The following is a 16,908-nucleotide window of genomic DNA, read 5'->3' on the forward strand; positions in this document are numbered from 1 at the left end:
CGGCTTATTATCTTTTGACGCTAGGCTACCGTTTAGCTCGTGACTGCTTTCCACGCCAGTATTCTTCTAAAAAAGTACGGCTGATGTCCTGACAAATTCCATAGTAGATTTTACCGTTCAATCCAAGAACAAATGGGTCCTGCTGGCAATACGTCTCCTTTCCTAACGCATACCCCATTTGATATTGCTTATATTGAGCAAGACTCAAAGAGGGCGTATCCTGCTCCAACTCACTACGATCTTTGATAACGTAGCCTTTCATGGCCCAAGCTTGGCCAAACTCTTGCCATGCTTGGTTATCATCACCTGTTGGTGGCTGTAATTGAACACACCCTACCATCAGTAGCCCTAAAATCAGCACGCTATAATTTTTCATGGCTAACCTCACGCAAACTTTCAGCTTAGTTAATCGGTCTTATAACTTATTAACTGTAGCAGCATCTCTCGAGTTAAACGGCCATCAATCAACTTCAAATTGATATAAGAAGACCACAGAGCTATAGAGCCCCGACACCGCCTCAACATAAAAATCTTCAATAATGCGATAACGGATAGTGAACTCACCCAGTGAGTTAAAGATGCCGACGCCATACTTTACCTGCAAGCCCGGTAATACATAGCCACTAACGGTAACTTGAGAGTCATCCCCCGTACCAGCGGTATCTAATTGTAGGTCTTGAACCCCAAACGCTTGACCAATTTCACCGACCACCTTGCCGCTTTTTGCCAAACTTAAACCTATAAGCGTCGTTGTCAGCGCATTGCCTCCGGTCTCACCATCGATGTCTTGACCACGAAGTAGATAAGATAAAGCATTCGCCTGTGGCATCGTTGGGTCTGAGAATATCTCGATTTTCGGCTGCGTTGCCAACCCCGTTACTTTCACACCAGCTGTCACATCATCAGCGGTAGTGTCTGGGTTTCGGATGGCTTTAATATTGACGTAAGGTTGGTCCACAGGTCCGGTCATCAGGATCTTACCTTCATCGATGAGTAAGTCCTGCCCAAACGAATTATAAGAACCATCCACAATGTTCACTTCCCCTTGGATAAATGGCCCTTTATCTTTTTGGGAGACATGAAGCTTGCCGCGCAAACCACCTTTAAGACCAAAAGCAGAGACGGTGAAATCATTACCAATAGAGATTGAAACGTCAGTTTCAATATTGAAAGGTACTGGTATTGAATCGTCTTGCGGTGTTAAATCAGCATTGAGTATCACCTGATCACTCGACACCGCTACCGCACTTGGTGGCAGCTCTTCGACTACAATGCGTCCCCATGGTAAACCAATGCTACCTGTGACTTTAGCCAGCTTTGGTGTGGCCTCAATGGTCATATCAGGCACCACTTTCACTTTGACCATTGGTGGCACATCGACCTTTAATTCTTCAGCAAAGACTCGCAGTTTTGTTCGCCAATCTTGTAGATCTTGCCAATTCCCGTCGCCGTTAATCAACAGTTCGCCATCGGTGGTCTGAATTTTTGCATCAAGCTTGCCATCATAGCCATTGAGATTAAGCACGAGTCCACCAGACTCCACCTGTATCGGAGAAATATCACCTTTAAGTGATAAGTCATCTACCTTAAGATCGCCATATAGTTGTGGGTGTAAGGCATCACCTTTTATCTGAATTGAAGATGATAAGTTGGCTTGCAGCTTGTTAAATTCACCAATGATGGGCTGTAAAAAATCAAGGTCAAACGTGGAGAGATTTAGCTCGCCTTCAATTTGTTTGTCCTCTTCCAACACGTTGGGAAGCGTCACCTTACCTGATAGATCGCCATTATCGGTGACATCAAGTAACCAAGATGCATCCAATTGATCATTGGCCAAGTTAGCTTTGAGTTCTATCGACTCCCACCCAACCACGAGCGGGATTTCTAGCTCCTGGGTCACCTGCCCTTTTGGTAACCTAACGTCTACTTTCACTTCAGGCGAGACCTCTGGTGCCCATTTCGCCCATATAGTGGCGCTGGCCGAGCCTTCTAGGCGGGTTTGCTCAGGAACATAAGCTTTAATCTGTTCAAAATTGAAGTTCTTCAACGTGACCAACGCTTCACCCGACGTGCCGGCTTGAATATCCTTTTCTAAACACACACGCGACTCTGACTGCTTCCAACAGTGGGCGCTGACGTCAGCACTTTGTTTGTCTACATCAACTTTCACTTGAATCGGGTTTTGCAGGTGTAACGGCCCTTGCTCCGTTTCAAAGTGAGCGCTTGCTAACTCACCTGTCCATATCAAACTCGGCTTATCAATGAGTTCACCGACAACACTTAACTGAGCGGAGAGCAACGTTGAAACCAGATCTAAGTCCAGTTCATGTTTTGCCTGCGTGCCTTGTAAACTGACATCGAGTGAATCAACTTTGTGTTCTTGATATTGAATTCCCGAGGCCTGCAAACGAATATCGGCTTTGGCCTGATCTATAGGCAATGGTTTCGCTTCACCGGAAAGCGATAACGTGTCGATACTCGCCTCTTGCTGCCATTTAGCCTTCTTGACCTGCAGATCTAAACGAACATCAGGCTCTTGCATCTTACCTTTTAGGGCAATGGTGCCGACCAACAAACCTTGTAGCTCAGGGACAGTCTTGGCTAGATCAGGAAAATCGATGGCGACATTCATATCCCAATTTTTACGCAAGCTGCCTTTCGCGCTCATATTGTTTGGGCCATGCGCTAACGACAAGCCATCCGTATTGACACTCAGCTCTCCTGATCCTGACTTGTCCGCAGCCTCTACTTGCCCTTTTACCAATAATGGGTAATCTCGCAAAATACCGACGATGTCGAGTTTAGGTACTTGTACTTGCCAGCCACCAGCGTCGGTCAACGCACCTGAAGTCACGATTTGGCCACTAATGTCTCCTTCGGCTTCTGGCCATTGCAGCCCTGGCTGAATATGCGACAGCATCATGTCCGCCTTCCAATTGACAGGCGCTTCCCAATTCGCCATAACCGAACCTTGAATGGAGCCACCGAGAGAATTGATCGTCAACGTTTCAAGATTAATCTGTTTAAGATCGCCTTTACCTTGTAATTCAACCGCAACATCTGGAATTGGCTTGCCCGATGCCTGTGTTTTTAACACCACTTCGTAGCTGTCCAGCGACCCTTTGGCTTTAAGCTGGTCAACAATAACCTGATACTCACTCTCACCTTTCAAAGGCCACGCAGCCTTGCCATCCGACAAAACAACATCAAACGGTAACGTAGGCGCTAATGGCTGAATATTCCCAGATAAGGCGGCGTCAATAACCCCTGAAAAATGACTATCCAGGTGCAAGTCACCAACACTGCCCTTAGCGGTAAGCGCCAGTTTTTGTCCAGTAAGATCTGTTTCTTTTAATTGGGCATCCAAAGTGATGTCAAGGGGGTAGTCTTTTATTAGCGCAACGTTGCCAGACAAAGAAGCATCAACCTGCGGCATGGCTAATTCAAGACTTTCGACATGAACATCATGTTTACCCGCGAAGCCTTGCAACCCAAGGTGATGGACAACAATCGGCTCTTCTTGGTGTAAGGTAAAGTCTCGAATATCAAGGCGAGTAATATGGACAAATAAAGGAATGAGGACTTCTGGCAACTCAATTGCGCGCGCAGGCTCTGCCGTTGCAGGATTCTTAACGGCTGTCGAGGTCTCAGCAGCTGCAGCGGTATTCGCCATCGCGGTATTTTTCTTAGCCGCGACCTTTGGTACATCTTCTACCGGAGGTAAAGTAACACTAGGGGTCGCAAGCAGGGTTTTACCTATAGATAATTTCGAACCGGTCATAGAAAGCGATGTCGTAAAGCTGTCCCAACTCACTTTTGTGCCCAAAATATCCAGTTTAATATCGGCAAGATTCACCTTACCGATCGCGATTGGAATTGGCGTCGATATACTGGTAATCGGCTCTGAGGGTTCGGGAGAAGGCTCACTCGGTGCAATTTCAGGCATGGAAAAGTCTAACCCATGAACCGACAGCTCATTCACACACACTCGAGGGTCGCTGAGACAATTTAGATCAACCGCCAGCGTCAGTGAATCCGCCGCTAAGTCGATAAATAGAGATTCATCTTTAAACGTCACGTTGTTTAAAGTAAAACGAGGGAATAACGCCCCTTTAGTTGACTCCACTTTAAGCTCAGGTAGCGCTTGGCTTGCTCCCCATAAAATGGCCGTTAACCCAGTATTGGTAAACAGTGCAAAAGCAAGGGTGGCCAGCAATAGTGTCACAATCAATATGAACGTCACAGACAGCCACTTTGTTACTCGCCAAACTTTTAACATCATAACTCTGGCCCTAAACTAAAGTGAACTCGCCATTCTGCCTCAGGCTTTTGATCGAGTCCCTTGGCAAAATCGAATTTAATAGGCCCAACAGGCGATACCCAACGGATCCCGACACCCGCACCACGCTTCCAAACTGGCGTGTCATCAAAGGCATCACCCACATCAAAGAACGTTGCCGCCCACCAGTTATTGTATATACGGTATTGATACTCAAGCGTGCTGGTTGCTAAATATTGACCACCGGTCTTGGTTCCACCAGTATCAACAGGGGAAATACTCTCATAGTCATAACCCCTAACACTGTTGTCACCACCCGCGTAGAAACGCAAAGATGGCGACAGTTTCGAAGGGTCATCGGCAATATTGGCACCCACATCAACCTTAAATATGCCGCGATGGTTTTCGCCAATACTGCTGATCCATGTTGAGGTTCCTCGCATTCTAAACACCGAGGTTTCTGATAACGCCCGCTTATCACCCACCTCGAACATAATGGTTTGTTTATTACCACTCATTGGCAATACGCCACCACGAGACACAACGCGTGAATAAGAAAGCCCCGGTAAAACAAACTGGCCAACATCGCCTTCTAAATTACGCTCATAATCTTCGACTAAATAGCGGATGTAAGCGGTACGGTGCCAACCACCATCGAGTACCCAGTGTCGTTCAAAACCTAAGTTAGACTCTAGAGTCTTTTTATCCGAACGATTGACGTTTTTCAGACCATACTGAATCACGTAATAATCTCGCAACACATCATCTAATGGAATTTTATACGCGGCAGTGACCTGTTGTTCAGGAATGGATAAATCAAGACTGGTATTAAAGCTGTGACCACGAGAGTTAATCCATGGCTTTTTCCATTTAAATTTAACTTTTGCTCCGACATCGGTCGAATAACCTAAACCCGTTTCAAATTGATTTTTTACCTGCGGCGCTAGTGACACCTTCATCGGCAACTCTCGACCCTTGCCAACCTGCTCCAAGTCGGGCTCAACAAACACCGACGAAAACCACTCGGTGTTCGACAAACCTTGGTTATATTCCCCCACCTTTCCAACCTGATAGTAATCACCACTTTTGTATGGCTGTAGTGATTGCACACGGTCAATATCTATCTGGCTACCTGTGATCGTGGAAGACCCAAATTTATAACGAATGCCGCTATCAAAATGTAACCGAATGAATGCTTGATTGAGCTCTGGCACAACTTCGAGGCGACTCAATGTGTACGCGCCGTCAAAGTAGCCTTTTTGCAAGGCTAAATTGCGAAGACTCGACTTTAACGTGTCATATTCACCCTGATTGAGTATCCGCCCTTCTTTGACTGGCGTCACTCGAATCAAACGCAAAAAGTCGGCGTCTTCTTTCGCCTCTCCGGTGAGTTCAACATCCACCAGTTTAATTCGCATCGGTTGCCCTGGCGTTACTGCCACCGTTAATTCATCTTGCTGGTCATTGATCGAGAACTGAATCTCAGCATGGTAGTAACCTAACGCATTCAACGCTGAGTTAATTTCTTTGGTAATACGAGATTGAAAACGCAGCGACGTAGAGTATTCGCTCGGGGAAATCGCAGATACGTATGCATCCACATTATCTTTTAACGGGCCGCTCAATCCATTGATGTTCAACTCGATATCTTCAGCTGCCATGAGTGACATTGAAGCGATCATGAACATTAGCGGTGGAAAAACTCTCTTTATCATGCTTTATTGTCGAGACTGAAGTTCGCTATTTTTATTATTACGTTAAATGATAACGCTGTTCAATTTGTAAGTCTGTATTTAACAACTCATACCCATAGAAAAGTATCATTTTTCATACAATATTTCGCCATCTACACTGCCGTTCGTCAACTAAAAAAGGAATCCCCATGAGAAAAACAGACATGGTTTCAGAAGCCGAAGCACTTCCTGGCAGAGAACATGCCATCGCCATCATGGAACCACACTTTATTTACCACAATGATGTCACCGCTCCTTTAGCGGAGCATGAAGAAAGTATTATAGTTGGCTTAGGGTGCTTTTGGGGGGCTGAGCGTGTTTTTTGGCAACTCCCTGGTGTCACGAGCACCTCTGTAGGTTACGCGGGAGGCTATACGCCTAACCCAACCTACGAAGAGGTGTGTTCAGGCATGACTGGTCACACAGAGGTCGTACGTATTGTCTATGACACCACGCTCACTACGCTCACCGACCTTCTCAAAGTTTTTTGGGAAAAACACGACCCGACGCAAGGAATGCGTCAAGGTAATGATGTCGGTACGCAGTATCGATCCGCCATCTATTGCAATGATGACAAGCAGCTAGTATTGGCGCAAACCACTAAACAACAGTTTCAACAGGCGCTAGGGGATAAAGGCGAAATTCAAACTGAGATTCGCCTCTCAGACCATTACTATTTTGCTGAAGTCTACCACCAGCAATACTTGGCAAAAAATCCCAACGGCTATTGTGGTATAGGCGGAACGGGCGTTTGCTTCCCTCCTCAATAAAAATATGCTGCATGCTAGATTAGCGTAAAAAAAATGCCCCAGACAAGTCTGAGGCATTTTTTAACGTTTGGTTTAGACTGCTTATATCGCTAAGGCAGCAATCTCACCGTTAATCTCTTTAAAGGCATCCAGTTTACGGCGGTCTTCCATCCCCGGAAGTAAAACCTTGCCATTATCGAACATGAACAATCCAAGACCAGCAATAAAGAATTGCCCTTTAAATAAAGTTTTTACAAACTTTGCGATCTGTTTCGGACGATAAACCGTAAATTTTTTTAGCATAATCTGACCTCAATATCCGTTTGAGTAAATCTTGTCTTACACAGTTCTTTGCTGTGCCTCGCAATATCTTTTGCGTCTATTGACAAGTATACCTGAACTTTCGCATTAGACAAATTGAAATTAACATCTTTGCAACAAGTTATAAATCACTGTTATGCTTATGATGATTTTATCAAGCTGAGTACATGTCTTGGTCAAATCAACATCTACAAGTTGTACTTAACCTAAGGTTCACCTATGGTTATCGCGATCATCAAATAATAATATGGAAATATCACAATGAAACTAAAGTCTCTCCTCTCTTTAACGCTACTCTGCTTACCAACACTCGCGTTAGCGACCAATGTACAAGTAGGCTCAGCCGCGCGTTCTGTCTCTGTCGATGCTCATGGTGAGCTTTTACTAGAAGGCGACACCATTAATTATAGCGCTTGGAAGAGTGCGCAAATGCTAGGAAAAGTACGGGTTATTCAGGCCATTGCAGGACGTAGCAGCTCGAAAAAAATGAACGCCCCACTCATGGCAGCCATTACTGATGAAAAATTCCCAGAAGACAGCTATCAAACGACAACGGTGATCAATCAAGATGATGCGATGTGGGGAACGGGATCATTCGTAAAATCATCAGCAGAGGACAGCAAAAAAGAATTTCCTTGGTCATCCATGGTCCTTGATGAGCATGGTTTAGTGGCAAGTGCATGGCAATTAGAAGCCGAAAGCTCCGCTATTATTGTGCAAGATAAATCAGGGAAAGTGCTATTCGTGAAAGAAGGGATATTAAGTGACGATGAAGTCAACTCCGTTCTAGAGCTAATCAAACAAAACCTATAATAAGTTACGCATACCACCGCAAGGGAGCACCTCTCTCCCTTGCCTTCTCCCAGCTAAATAGACCGAAACCTCACCATTCATCTGGAAAAAATATTTAGTTGTTATACTATAACAATTAATTTCAAATAGAAGAGTTCATGTCGTGTTACGAACCTATGCCGTTACATCAGGTACACCCTTGTATCATGCTCTCGCATTGGCTTTGCTTCTACTCTCTATTAATTTTATTTCCATCGAACATCACTACGAGCAACATAGCGATCACCAGCATCACCAGTGCGCCCTTTATGGCAAAGGCTCACACTCCATTCCGACCTCAGGCTTAGCAATTCCACTTCCAACATTGGCTCCCGATACCATTCAGCCATCGTTTAATGAAGTTGCCAACCGACCGCCTTTATCTGTTTCTGCTCGCTCCCCTCCAATGCCCAGTTAACTCATACACTCTTATTTTTATTACACATTTTATTTATTAGGAATCACCATGAAACTACGTATGACTTTACTCGCCTCTATCATCGCTGCCCCTATTGCTGTCGCAAATGACGAGTTTCGTCAACATGACGCTCATGTCCATGGACAAGTAGCGATGAACATTGCTCAAGATGGCCAAGACTTATTATTCGAAATTACAGCACCAGGCGCCGATGTTGTTGGATTTGAGCATAGTGCTAAGAGTGAGGCTGAAAAGAAGGCACTTGCTAACGCTGAAGCCTTACTGGCACAAGCGGACAAGATCTTTACCCTACCAAGCTCACTAGGCTGTACACTCGTTGATACTCATGTTGAACACGGGTTAGGTGGGCACGACGACCATGAAGATCACAGCGCTCATAAAGGTCATCATGACCACGGCGATCATGAGCATGAGAAACATGCGGAGCATGACGGTCACGACGATCACGGCCATGAAAAGCACGCAGAGCATGATGGTCATGACGACCACGACCACGACCACGACCACGACCACGACCACGACCAACATGATGGACACGGCGAATTTACCGTGCAATACCAATTTAGCTGTTCAAACCTATCTGACCTCTCAAAAATTGAAACCCAATGGTTTACTCACTTCCCATCAACCGAGAAAGTATCAGTCAACCTATTAACCGATAACGCTCAATCTGCTAGTGAGCTCAACTCAACGTCAACCACGATTCAATTTTAACGAATTCGACTCGATTAACTGCTGCCCTGAGCTTTCGCTTGGGGCATATTTAGTGAGGTCTTTATGACGAGCGTAATTGAGCTCAGCAATGTTTCTTTTTGCTGGCAAAAAAACCAGCCGCCCACCATCGATATCCCAGAGCTCATCATCGAGCAAGGTGAGCATTTATTTTTAAAAGGGCCAAGTGGCAGCGGAAAGTCGACACTATTGAGCCTACTGACCGGTATTATTACTGCCGACTCTGGTGAGGTTAAAGCACTAGGGCAATCCTTGACCCAGTTGCCATCACGACACAGAGACCGTTTTCGAGCAGACCATATTGGTTATATTTTCCAACAATTTAACCTGATCCCTTACCTGTCGGTTATTGATAATGTCACACTCCCTTGTGAGTTTTCTCAACATCGACGTAATAAAGTTTCAGGCACACTCCAAAACGAGGCTAAGCACTTACTACAACAGTTGCACCTTGACTCACAGCTATGGATGAAGCCTGTGGTTGAGCTAAGTATCGGTCAACAGCAAAGGGTGGCGGCTGCGCGCGCTTTGATCGGACAACCAGAAATTCTCATTGCAGATGAGCCGACATCCGCACTCGACCATGATAATCGCGAAGCCTTCATTACACTGCTAATGGAGCAAGCAAACCAAGTAAACTCAACCATGGTATTCGTTAGCCACGATCCAAGTTTAGAGCCGCTGTTTAGTCGCAGTGCTAATTTGACTGTTTTAAATCAGGCGAGGTCATCATGAGTATCACCCTAAAGCTGGCTTGGAAAAGCGTGCTCAATCGCAAAACCACCGCCATACTCACCGTACTCACTGTGGCGATTTCCGTTATCTTATTAATGGGCGTCGAACGTATTCGTACTCAAGCGAAAAGTAGTTTTGCTAATACTATTTCTGGCACCGATTTAATCGTCGGAGGACGGTCAGGCCAAATCAACTTATTGCTCTACTCGGTATTTCGCATTGGTAATGCCACTAACAATATTGATTGGAAGAGCTTTGAAGAATTTAGTCAGCACAAAGCCGTCAAATGGGCGATTCCCATCTCTCTTGGAGATTCGCATAAAGGCTTTAGAGTCATGGGCACCAATCACAGTTATTTCGAGCACTATCAGTACGGTAAAAAGCAGGCTTTGACCTTTAGCCAAGGTCGTGCTTTTGATAGTGTATTTGAAACGGTTCTCGGCTCAGACGTGGCAAAATCATTAGGGTATAAAATTGGCAGCGAAATCATTATTGCTCATGGTATCAGCGATGTGAGTTTCAGCCGCCACGACAACCTCCCCTTTAAGGTCGTCGGTGTATTAGCCCCGACCGGAACCCCTGTCGACAAAACCGTACATGTCTCACTTGGTGCTATTGAAGCTATACACGTAGGGTGGGAAACCGGTGCTAACTTGGGTAATGCCCCGAGTAAAAAGCAATTAGAAAATCTGGACTTCCAACCTAAACAAATTACTGCAATGTTGGTTGGGCTAAACAGTAAAATCCAAACATTTGCACTACAAAGACAAATCAACACCTACAAACAAGAGCCATTAAGCGCCATCATGCCTGGTATCGCCTTACATGAATTATGGGGTTTAATGAGCGTGGCAGAGCAAGCTCTGTTAATGGTCTCTATTTTTGTTGTGGTTGCTGGTTTGATGGGAATGTTATCTAGCTTATTAACAAGCCTGCAAGAACGTCGGCGTGAAATGGCAATTCTACGGGCAATGGGAGCAAGACCGAGACATGTTTTTGCATTGTTGGTCAGTGAAGCAACGGCTTTAACGACTGTCGGTATAATCGTGGGGGTTGCAGGCACTTATGGCCTACTTGCTATCGCGAGTCCCATCATTGCGTCACAATATGGAATTAGTATAACCTTATCAGGCGTTAGCCAACATGAATGGCTGCTACTTGGTTTTGTGCAACTGGCTGGGATCCTTATTGGATTCTTCCCTGCCTTACGCGCCTATCAACAATCTTTAAGCGATGGCATGACCATCCGAGTATGACGAGATTTTTATGACAATATTCACTCGCATAAGCTGTGTCATTATGCTGACTATGGGCTTATGTCTACCTCCCGCACTAGCTCAAGGTAGCGAAAGTACCGATAGCGAAGTGCTTAAGCTTGATTGGATTGATTTAATCCCCGAAGCGGAGCGAAATCAGTTTGATGCCGTCGGTATGCCTATAACCAATCACTCTGGTGGACAAATGGAACAGTCAAAAGTTGGCACCGTTCGTCAAGAGCTTGATGGCAGCACAGTAAAAATACCAGGCTTTGTCGTGCCACTAGAAGGCGATGAAGATACGGTGACTGAATTTTTGTTGGTGCCCTATTTTGGTGCTTGCATACACGTCCCACCACCACCGCCAAACCAAATCGTTTATGTGAAATTTAAACAAGGCGCACCAGTGCATCGTCTATGGGATGTCATTTATGTTGTAGGGACACTGAAGACAGAGACCATCAATTCTGAACTTGCCGAGACAGGTTACTTAATTGAAGGTCTCCATATTGAAGATTACGATGATAACTAGAATGCACATAACAAATACGCAACAAAAAACTGCGTGACGAAAATGGATGATTTGCTAGCGTATAGTATTTAACTGATATAGGTTGAAAGATACGCTAGCACGCCGATATAGACGCCTAGTAACAATACCGTCGAGATATGTTTCTTGAGTTTAGGTTCTCCTGAGTGCCGCATAACGCCCCCCTTACTTACCCAATAAATTTAACAAAATTTTATCATTTAGCCTAGGTATTTTTACAACATACCTGCTCTAATTGTTAAATCGGAAAATAGCTCACACAAATAGCGCTAGTCATATTGGCAAAACCTCGTTAAATTTATCTTTCATCCCAAACTCTCATTCAACCTGCCAAGTGTATGACTATGAGCAATGTAACGACCAGCAGTCCATCTCCAATCATTGAGGCGACATCCGCGCGTAATGAGCAAACTCAGAAAAAGAGTTCTCATATGCGTGACAGTGCGAGTCGTATCCGAGCCATTGCTCAAAACCACTTGCTTGACGCTCTCATCGGTGAAGAGTCCCCCAGCAAAAGTGTTTTTGAACGAGCAATACAACGAGACAAACAGCGCAAAGAGCAACGACAAAAAAACCTGGAGCAAATCGTCAAGTTGTCACTTCAAGCATGTAACAGCGAAGTATCCAGCGAACCCGATTTTGATTGGCTATTGCGCTTTTTTGATATGGCTCAGGATATTCATAATACGTCCATGCAAAAGCTCTGGGCGCAAGTGCTCAAAAGAGAAGTCACTAATCCCGGATCCACCTCAATGAAAGCACTAAAAACGCTTAGGGACATGACACCAAAAGAAGCTCAAACACTGCAACGAGCCGCCTCTCTTGCTTGCAGCTTTGGTGCAGACAGTAGCCGAAAGCTACTATTAGGGATCAAACATCATGCAGGACTCTTTAGCTTTTCAAAAAGAGAGAGCTTCGATGAACTAAGTCTAGGTGAGTTTAACCTGCCATATTCAAGCCTATTACTGCTCATAGAGTTGGGAATTTTGTTAGGTACAGAACTGGAGTCAGGGGAAATTGCGCAAGAGCCAGCATTGAAGCTCAACTACCAAGGAAGCGAGTTTCTGCTGCAATCTAAGCTGAAAGGGATTCGGCTAACCTACTATCGCTTTACTCCAACAGGGAATGAATTATGCCAGCTGTTAGGGCATCGCGGTAATACTCATTACCAAGAGAAACTGGTGAATTTGCTCAACAGAAAATTTACTGTCGCGGGTGAAGTAACGTCATCTTTTCACCACCAGGTCTAATGATAGTCAGTCATCACTAACATGGGATACAAAGGAATACAAAGGAATAGAGTGTGCCCCCTATTCCTTACCCACCTAGCCTTGCCAGTTTACGCAAAGTCATCACATGGAATGAAATCATTGCCTGAATAGTAACCGGGTGGGATTAACCAATGATCCCTTTTTCTTTAAGTACCGCTAAGCAGTCTTCCACCAACGTTGCGACACTTTTCTCGCTCGCTTGAAGATGAATATCTGGGTCAATAGGTTGTTCATATTCAGAATCAATGCCAGTGAAGTTAGCGATCTCACCTGCTCGTGCTTTCTTATACAAGCCTTTAGGATCCCTAGATTCACATACCGCTAGACTCGCATCCACAAACACTTCTAAAAACTCCCCCTCTGGAAGCAGTGATTTCACTAACGCCCGCTCTTCTCTATGAGGAGAGATAAAGGCAGAGAGTACAATCAATCCAGCATCCGCCATCAGTTTTGCTAACTCACCAACACGGCGAATATTTTCACGTCTGTCTTGTTGCGAAAAGCCAAGATCTCGACACAAACCGTGTCTAACATTATCCCCATCCAGTAAGTAAGTATGGTGACCCAAACGAAGTAACTCCGTTTCTAATGCACCCGCAACCGTGGACTTTCCAGCACCAGAAAGTCCGGTAAACCATAATACAACGGGCTTTTGCTGCTTTAATTCTGAACGCTGCAATTTGGTGACGTAATGCTGATGCCAGATCACGTTCTCATCTTTATCTAAAGTAATGTCCGACATATAAATCCTTAATTGTCACTCTCATCAATATTAAAATGGAAAGAAGTACGGAATAAGCGCTAATACCAGTACCGAATACACGATAGAAATAGGGATGCCTATTCGCAGATAATCTTTAAGTTGGTAATTACCAACGCTATACACCAACAAGTTAGTTTGATAACCATACGGTGAAATGAAGCTTGCACTAGCGCCAAATAACACCGCCATAATAAACGGCATCGGATCAACGCCGTAGCCCACTGCCATGCTGTAGCCAATAGGAAAAGCGAGAGCCGCTGCGGCGTTATTGGTAATCAGCTCCGTAAGAATTAAGGTCACAAAATAAGTCGCCACCAAAGCCCCGAAGACACCCCAACCGTTAAACAACTCCATAAACATCTCGCCCATCCGTACAGATAGGCCCGTTGAGATCATCAATTGAGCAATAGATAGCGCCGAGCCAACAATCACGACGATGTCCGTTGGAAAGCGTCGTCTTAGCTCACCAATATTCACGATGCCAAAAGCAAGAATCGCGATAAGATATAGCGCAAGCCCTTTAATGATCGGCAAAATGTTAGTAAGTGCTAACGCAATAACGGTAACAAAGCCCAACAGCACATAACTCGACTTCGAAATATCTAGCCGAGCACTCGAGTCTAAGTCATTCACCAAGACAAACTCTTTACGGTACTTACGCCTTTCATCGTCAAAACGTTTTCCAGGTGCTAAAACCAATGTATCGCCGGCTTGCAAAACAATGTTCCCTAATCCACCTTCCAAACGTTCATGTCCACGACGAATGGCCACAACTACTGCATCAAACTTGTCACGAAAATGACTCGATTTCAGCGTCTTATTACAAAACGTAGCCGAGGAGCTCACTACGACTTCAAGAAGGTTTTGACCATTTAAATGGTGCTGTCCAAAAAACGTCAAGCCATTGATTTCTTGCAACGTATTGACGCTCTCTACATCACCACAAAACAATAGCCTGTCTTTTGCCTTCAATACAAAATCGGGACCAACGGAAGCCAACGTATCACCATCACGCACTACTTCGGCTAAAAACAATTTTCTTAATGCACGTAAGTTATTCTCAGCAATACTGCCACCCACAAGTGGTGAGCCAGGTTCAACCCTAGCTTCCAAAAAGTAAGGCAGTTCATCTTGATTATCATCATCATAGTTTGGTAACAGATAACTCAGTGGAATCAAAATAATGACGCCACCAACTAAGACACTCAAACCAATCCAAGTTGGTGCAAAAAAATCAAGACTCGGTAATCCTACATCTTCAACAAAGCTATTAATGATCAGGTTGGTTGAGGTACCTATGAGCGTTAGTGTTCCCCCCAAGATAGCCGCATAAGACAAAGGAATGAGTAATTTAGAAGGCGCATGGCGTTGGTTACGTTTAATCGCCCCAATAAGCGATACCACGACAGCGGTATTATTGGTAAACGACGACAACAGGGCCGTAGAAATCCCCAGTTTGGCGACCACCGACCCGAGTCTTCCGGTTGCAATAGAACGGCTTACCCAGCTAATCAAACGTGTCTTCTCTAAAGCAGCAGAAGACATTATCAGCAGTACTAACGTCAATAACGATGAGTTCGTGAAGTTCGTGGCGATAACACTCAATTCTGTCATGCCACTAATGAAAGCAATAAACGCTGCGCCAGCAAAAATAAGGCTAGGTTTAATTTGAGTTGCTACCAAGCAGCTAATGATTGACATCAATAGCGCTAAGACGACTCCCTGTTCCCACATAATCCTTATCCTCGATAGCAGCTACACGGTCGATTAATCTATCATTAGGCTGACGAGATCATCGACCGAGTAAACAGTCACTCACCACTAGGGCTACACGTTAAATTTTTGCATCCCACTCAGGGAAGTGCTTCATGATTAACGCTTTCAACTCACTTTCAAACGCCCCCATACGTTCCTTAGGCGAGCGCTCTTGCTCTGCTAAAGCATCACGTACTAAACCAGCTCCGACCGTCACATTGGTCAGGCGGTCAATGATAATAAAGCCTCCGGTATCTTGAACCGCATCATAGTTATCAATGGCTACTGACTCAGTGAGTGACCACTCACATAAACCAATTCCGTTGAGGGGTAAGGTTTCGGTATCAAATGATGCGAGCGTGTTAATGTCGTACTGGTGACGCACTGTCTCTAATTGACCTTGGGTTTTCTTACCAGCAATCTTGATGTCGTACGTTTTTCCCGCCGCGAGCGCGTCATCCGTCATCCAAACCACGTCGGCAAGTAATCGGTTTGAAGACGTGACTTTTGCGTCTTGCTTAACAATCAGATCACCTCGACTAATATCAATTTCATCGCTCAATGTTAGCGTGACCGCTTGTCCTGCAAAGGCTACATCTAAGTTTCCATCAAAGGTGACAATACTCTCGATGGTGGATGTTTTTCCCGATGGTAATGACTTAATTTCATCGCCAACTCGAACTTCGCCCGAGCCAACCGTCCCCGCAAAACCACGAAAGTCTAGGTTTGGGCGGCTGACATATTGCACCGGGAAACGGAATTCCCCATAGCGTTTGTCTTGATCGATATCGACATTCTCAAGCAACTCTAAAAGCGGCTTTCCTTGATACCAAGGCATGTTTTCGCTGGGCTCAACCACGTTGTCGCCGTCAAGCGCAGACAAAGGAATAATTTGAATATCAATGCCTTTACCTAGCTTCTCTGAAAATGCCAAATAATCATCACGAATGGATTCAAATCGTTGCTGGGAAAAGTCAACTAAGTCCATTTTGTTTACAGCAACCACAAAGTGCTTTAAACCCAGTAGACTGGCGATAAAGGAATGGCGTCGAGTTTGATCTAACATGCCTTTACGTGCATCCACCAAAATCACCGCTAAATCACAGGTCGATGCGCCAGTAGCCATGTTACGAGTATATTGTTCATGCCCTGGAGTATCGGCAATGATGAACTTTCGCTTTTGAGTTGAAAAATAACGATAAGCTACATCGATGGTAATACCTTGTTCGCGCTCAGCTTGCAGACCGTCAACTAACAGCGCAAGATCAGGCTTATCCCCTGTCGTCCCTACGCGTTGGCTATCTGAGTGAACCGCAGCTAGTTGATCTTCATAAATTTGCTTAGAATCATGGAGCAAGCGCCCAATTAACGTACTCTTACCATCATCAACTGAACCACAGGTCAGAAATCGAAGTAAGGATTTGTGTTGATGCTGATTGAGGTATCCCTCAATGCCTAGCTCGGCAAGTTGTGCTTCTACTGCGCTATTCATAA

The 16,908-nt window shown here is 44.9% G+C and carries 15 protein-coding genes; 8 read left to right on the plus strand and 7 right to left on the minus strand.

The window, feature by feature from the left end; all coding sequences use genetic code 11:
* Positions 1–25: 25 nt before the first annotated feature.
* From L4D05_RS23000 to tamA, 3 genes are all read right to left on the minus strand, one after another.
* Positions 26–376, minus strand: a complete 351-nt coding sequence (locus L4D05_RS23000; RefSeq protein WP_428795389.1) for a DUF2799 domain-containing protein — start codon at positions 374–376, stop codon at positions 26–28.
* Between the two features lie 84 nt (positions 377–460).
* Positions 461–4,279, minus strand: coding sequence for an autotransporter assembly complex protein TamB (gene tamB, locus L4D05_RS23005; RefSeq protein ID WP_428795403.1), 3,819 nt, complete (start codon positions 4,277–4,279; stop codon positions 461–463).
* A complete protein-coding gene (gene tamA, locus L4D05_RS23010) occupies positions 4,279–5,994 on the minus strand; it encodes an autotransporter assembly complex protein TamA (protein ID WP_428795390.1) in 1,716 nt (571 codons plus the stop codon). The genes tamB and tamA overlap by 1 nt, the downstream gene beginning before the upstream one ends.
* 167 nt (positions 5,995–6,161) lie before the next feature.
* Here tamA and msrA point away from each other — a divergent pair, with 167 nt between their 5' ends.
* Entirely contained in the window at positions 6,162–6,782 is a 621-nt protein-coding gene (gene msrA, locus L4D05_RS23015) for a peptide-methionine (S)-S-oxide reductase MsrA (protein WP_428754787.1), read from the plus strand.
* A gap of 81 nt (positions 6,783–6,863) precedes the next feature.
* On the opposite strand, the gene L4D05_RS23020 is transcribed toward msrA, so the two are convergent.
* Positions 6,864–7,064, minus strand: a complete 201-nt coding sequence (locus L4D05_RS23020) for a DUF1107 family protein (RefSeq protein WP_250619368.1) — start codon at positions 7,062–7,064, stop codon at positions 6,864–6,866.
* A 279-nt stretch (positions 7,065–7,343) separates the two neighbouring features.
* On the opposite strand from L4D05_RS23020, the gene L4D05_RS23025 reads away from it, so the two are divergent.
* The 7 genes from L4D05_RS23025 to L4D05_RS23055 all read left to right on the plus strand — a co-directional run bounded on the left by L4D05_RS23025 (position 7,344) and on the right by L4D05_RS23055 (position 12,875).
* Positions 7,344–7,895 (plus strand): YtfJ family protein, encoded by a 552-nt coding sequence (locus L4D05_RS23025; protein WP_428795391.1) that lies wholly within the window; start codon positions 7,344–7,346, stop codon positions 7,893–7,895.
* A gap of 142 nt (positions 7,896–8,037) precedes the next feature.
* Positions 8,038–8,331: a DUF2607 family protein gene (locus tag L4D05_RS23030; RefSeq protein ID WP_428754789.1), complete on the plus strand. Its 294-nt coding sequence runs from the start codon at positions 8,038–8,040 to the stop codon at positions 8,329–8,331.
* Positions 8,332–8,379: 48 nt separating this feature from the next.
* Positions 8,380–9,066 carry a zinc uptake protein ZrgA gene (gene zrgA / locus L4D05_RS23035; RefSeq protein WP_428795392.1) on the plus strand — a complete coding sequence of 229 codons (687 nt, stop codon included), beginning with the start codon at positions 8,380–8,382 and terminating at the stop codon, positions 9,064–9,066.
* A 63-nt stretch (positions 9,067–9,129) separates the two neighbouring features.
* Positions 9,130–9,819: an ABC transporter ATP-binding protein gene (locus L4D05_RS23040; protein ID WP_428795393.1), complete on the plus strand. Its 690-nt coding sequence runs from the start codon at positions 9,130–9,132 to the stop codon at positions 9,817–9,819.
* The gene (locus L4D05_RS23045) at positions 9,816–11,075 is read left to right on the plus strand and encodes an ABC transporter permease (protein ID WP_428754792.1); all 1,260 of its coding nucleotides are present in this window, start codon (positions 9,816–9,818) and stop codon (positions 11,073–11,075) included. The genes L4D05_RS23040 and L4D05_RS23045 overlap by 4 nt, the downstream gene beginning before the upstream one ends.
* Positions 11,076–11,085: 10 nt before the next feature.
* Entirely contained in the window at positions 11,086–11,607 is a 522-nt protein-coding gene (locus tag L4D05_RS23050) for a DUF3299 domain-containing protein (protein ID WP_428754793.1), read from the plus strand.
* 362 nt (positions 11,608–11,969) lie between these two features.
* Positions 11,970–12,875 (plus strand): TIGR03899 family protein, encoded by a 906-nt coding sequence (locus tag L4D05_RS23055; RefSeq protein WP_428754794.1) that lies wholly within the window; start codon positions 11,970–11,972, stop codon positions 12,873–12,875.
* A gap of 145 nt (positions 12,876–13,020) precedes the next feature.
* Here the strand turns inward: L4D05_RS23055 and cysC are convergent, their stop codons facing one another.
* The 3 genes from cysC to cysN form a co-directional block, all read right to left on the minus strand.
* Positions 13,021–13,638 (minus strand): adenylyl-sulfate kinase, encoded by a 618-nt coding sequence (cysC, locus tag L4D05_RS23060; protein ID WP_428754795.1) that lies wholly within the window; start codon positions 13,636–13,638, stop codon positions 13,021–13,023.
* Between the two features lie 30 nt (positions 13,639–13,668).
* Positions 13,669–15,393: an SLC13 family permease gene (locus tag L4D05_RS23065; protein WP_428795394.1), complete on the minus strand. Its 1,725-nt coding sequence runs from the start codon at positions 15,391–15,393 to the stop codon at positions 13,669–13,671.
* A gap of 100 nt (positions 15,394–15,493) precedes the next feature.
* Complete coding sequence (cysN, locus tag L4D05_RS23070) at positions 15,494–16,906, minus strand: sulfate adenylyltransferase subunit CysN (protein ID WP_428754797.1); 1,413 nt, start codon at positions 16,904–16,906, stop codon at positions 15,494–15,496.
* Between the last annotated feature and the right edge of the window lie 2 nt (positions 16,907–16,908).

The organism is Vibrio nomapromontoriensis (assembly GCF_050337205.1).
GTDB lineage: Bacteria > Pseudomonadota > Gammaproteobacteria > Enterobacterales > Vibrionaceae > Vibrio > Vibrio nomapromontoriensis.

Excerpts from the sequence above, each read along its gene's own strand:
- L4D05_RS23000 (WP_428795389.1), bottom strand. The coding sequence starts at position 376 with ATGAAAAATTATAGCGTGCTGATTTTAGGGCTACTGATGGTAGGGTGT.
- tamB (WP_428795403.1), bottom strand. The coding sequence starts at position 4,279 with ATGTTAAAAGTTTGGCGAGTAACAAAGTGGCTGTCTGTGACGTTCATA.
- tamA (WP_428795390.1), bottom strand. The coding sequence starts at position 5,994 with ATGATAAAGAGAGTTTTTCCACCGCTAATGTTCATGATCGCTTCAATG.
- msrA (WP_428754787.1), top strand. The coding sequence starts at position 6,162 with ATGAGAAAAACAGACATGGTTTCAGAAGCCGAAGCACTTCCTGGCAGA.
- L4D05_RS23020 (WP_250619368.1), bottom strand. The coding sequence starts at position 7,064 with ATGCTAAAAAAATTTACGGTTTATCGTCCGAAACAGATCGCAAAGTTT.
- L4D05_RS23025 (WP_428795391.1), top strand. The coding sequence starts at position 7,344 with ATGAAACTAAAGTCTCTCCTCTCTTTAACGCTACTCTGCTTACCAACA.
- zrgA (WP_428795392.1), top strand. The coding sequence starts at position 8,380 with ATGAAACTACGTATGACTTTACTCGCCTCTATCATCGCTGCCCCTATT.
- L4D05_RS23040 (WP_428795393.1), top strand. The coding sequence starts at position 9,130 with ATGACGAGCGTAATTGAGCTCAGCAATGTTTCTTTTTGCTGGCAAAAA.
- L4D05_RS23045 (WP_428754792.1), top strand. The coding sequence starts at position 9,816 with ATGAGTATCACCCTAAAGCTGGCTTGGAAAAGCGTGCTCAATCGCAAA.
- L4D05_RS23050 (WP_428754793.1), top strand. The coding sequence starts at position 11,086 with ATGACAATATTCACTCGCATAAGCTGTGTCATTATGCTGACTATGGGC.
- L4D05_RS23055 (WP_428754794.1), top strand. The coding sequence starts at position 11,970 with ATGAGCAATGTAACGACCAGCAGTCCATCTCCAATCATTGAGGCGACA.
- cysC (WP_428754795.1), bottom strand. The coding sequence starts at position 13,638 with ATGTCGGACATTACTTTAGATAAAGATGAGAACGTGATCTGGCATCAG.
- L4D05_RS23065 (WP_428795394.1), bottom strand. The coding sequence starts at position 15,393 with ATGTGGGAACAGGGAGTCGTCTTAGCGCTATTGATGTCAATCATTAGC.
- cysN (WP_428754797.1), bottom strand. The coding sequence starts at position 16,906 with ATGAATAGCGCAGTAGAAGCACAACTTGCCGAGCTAGGCATTGAGGGA.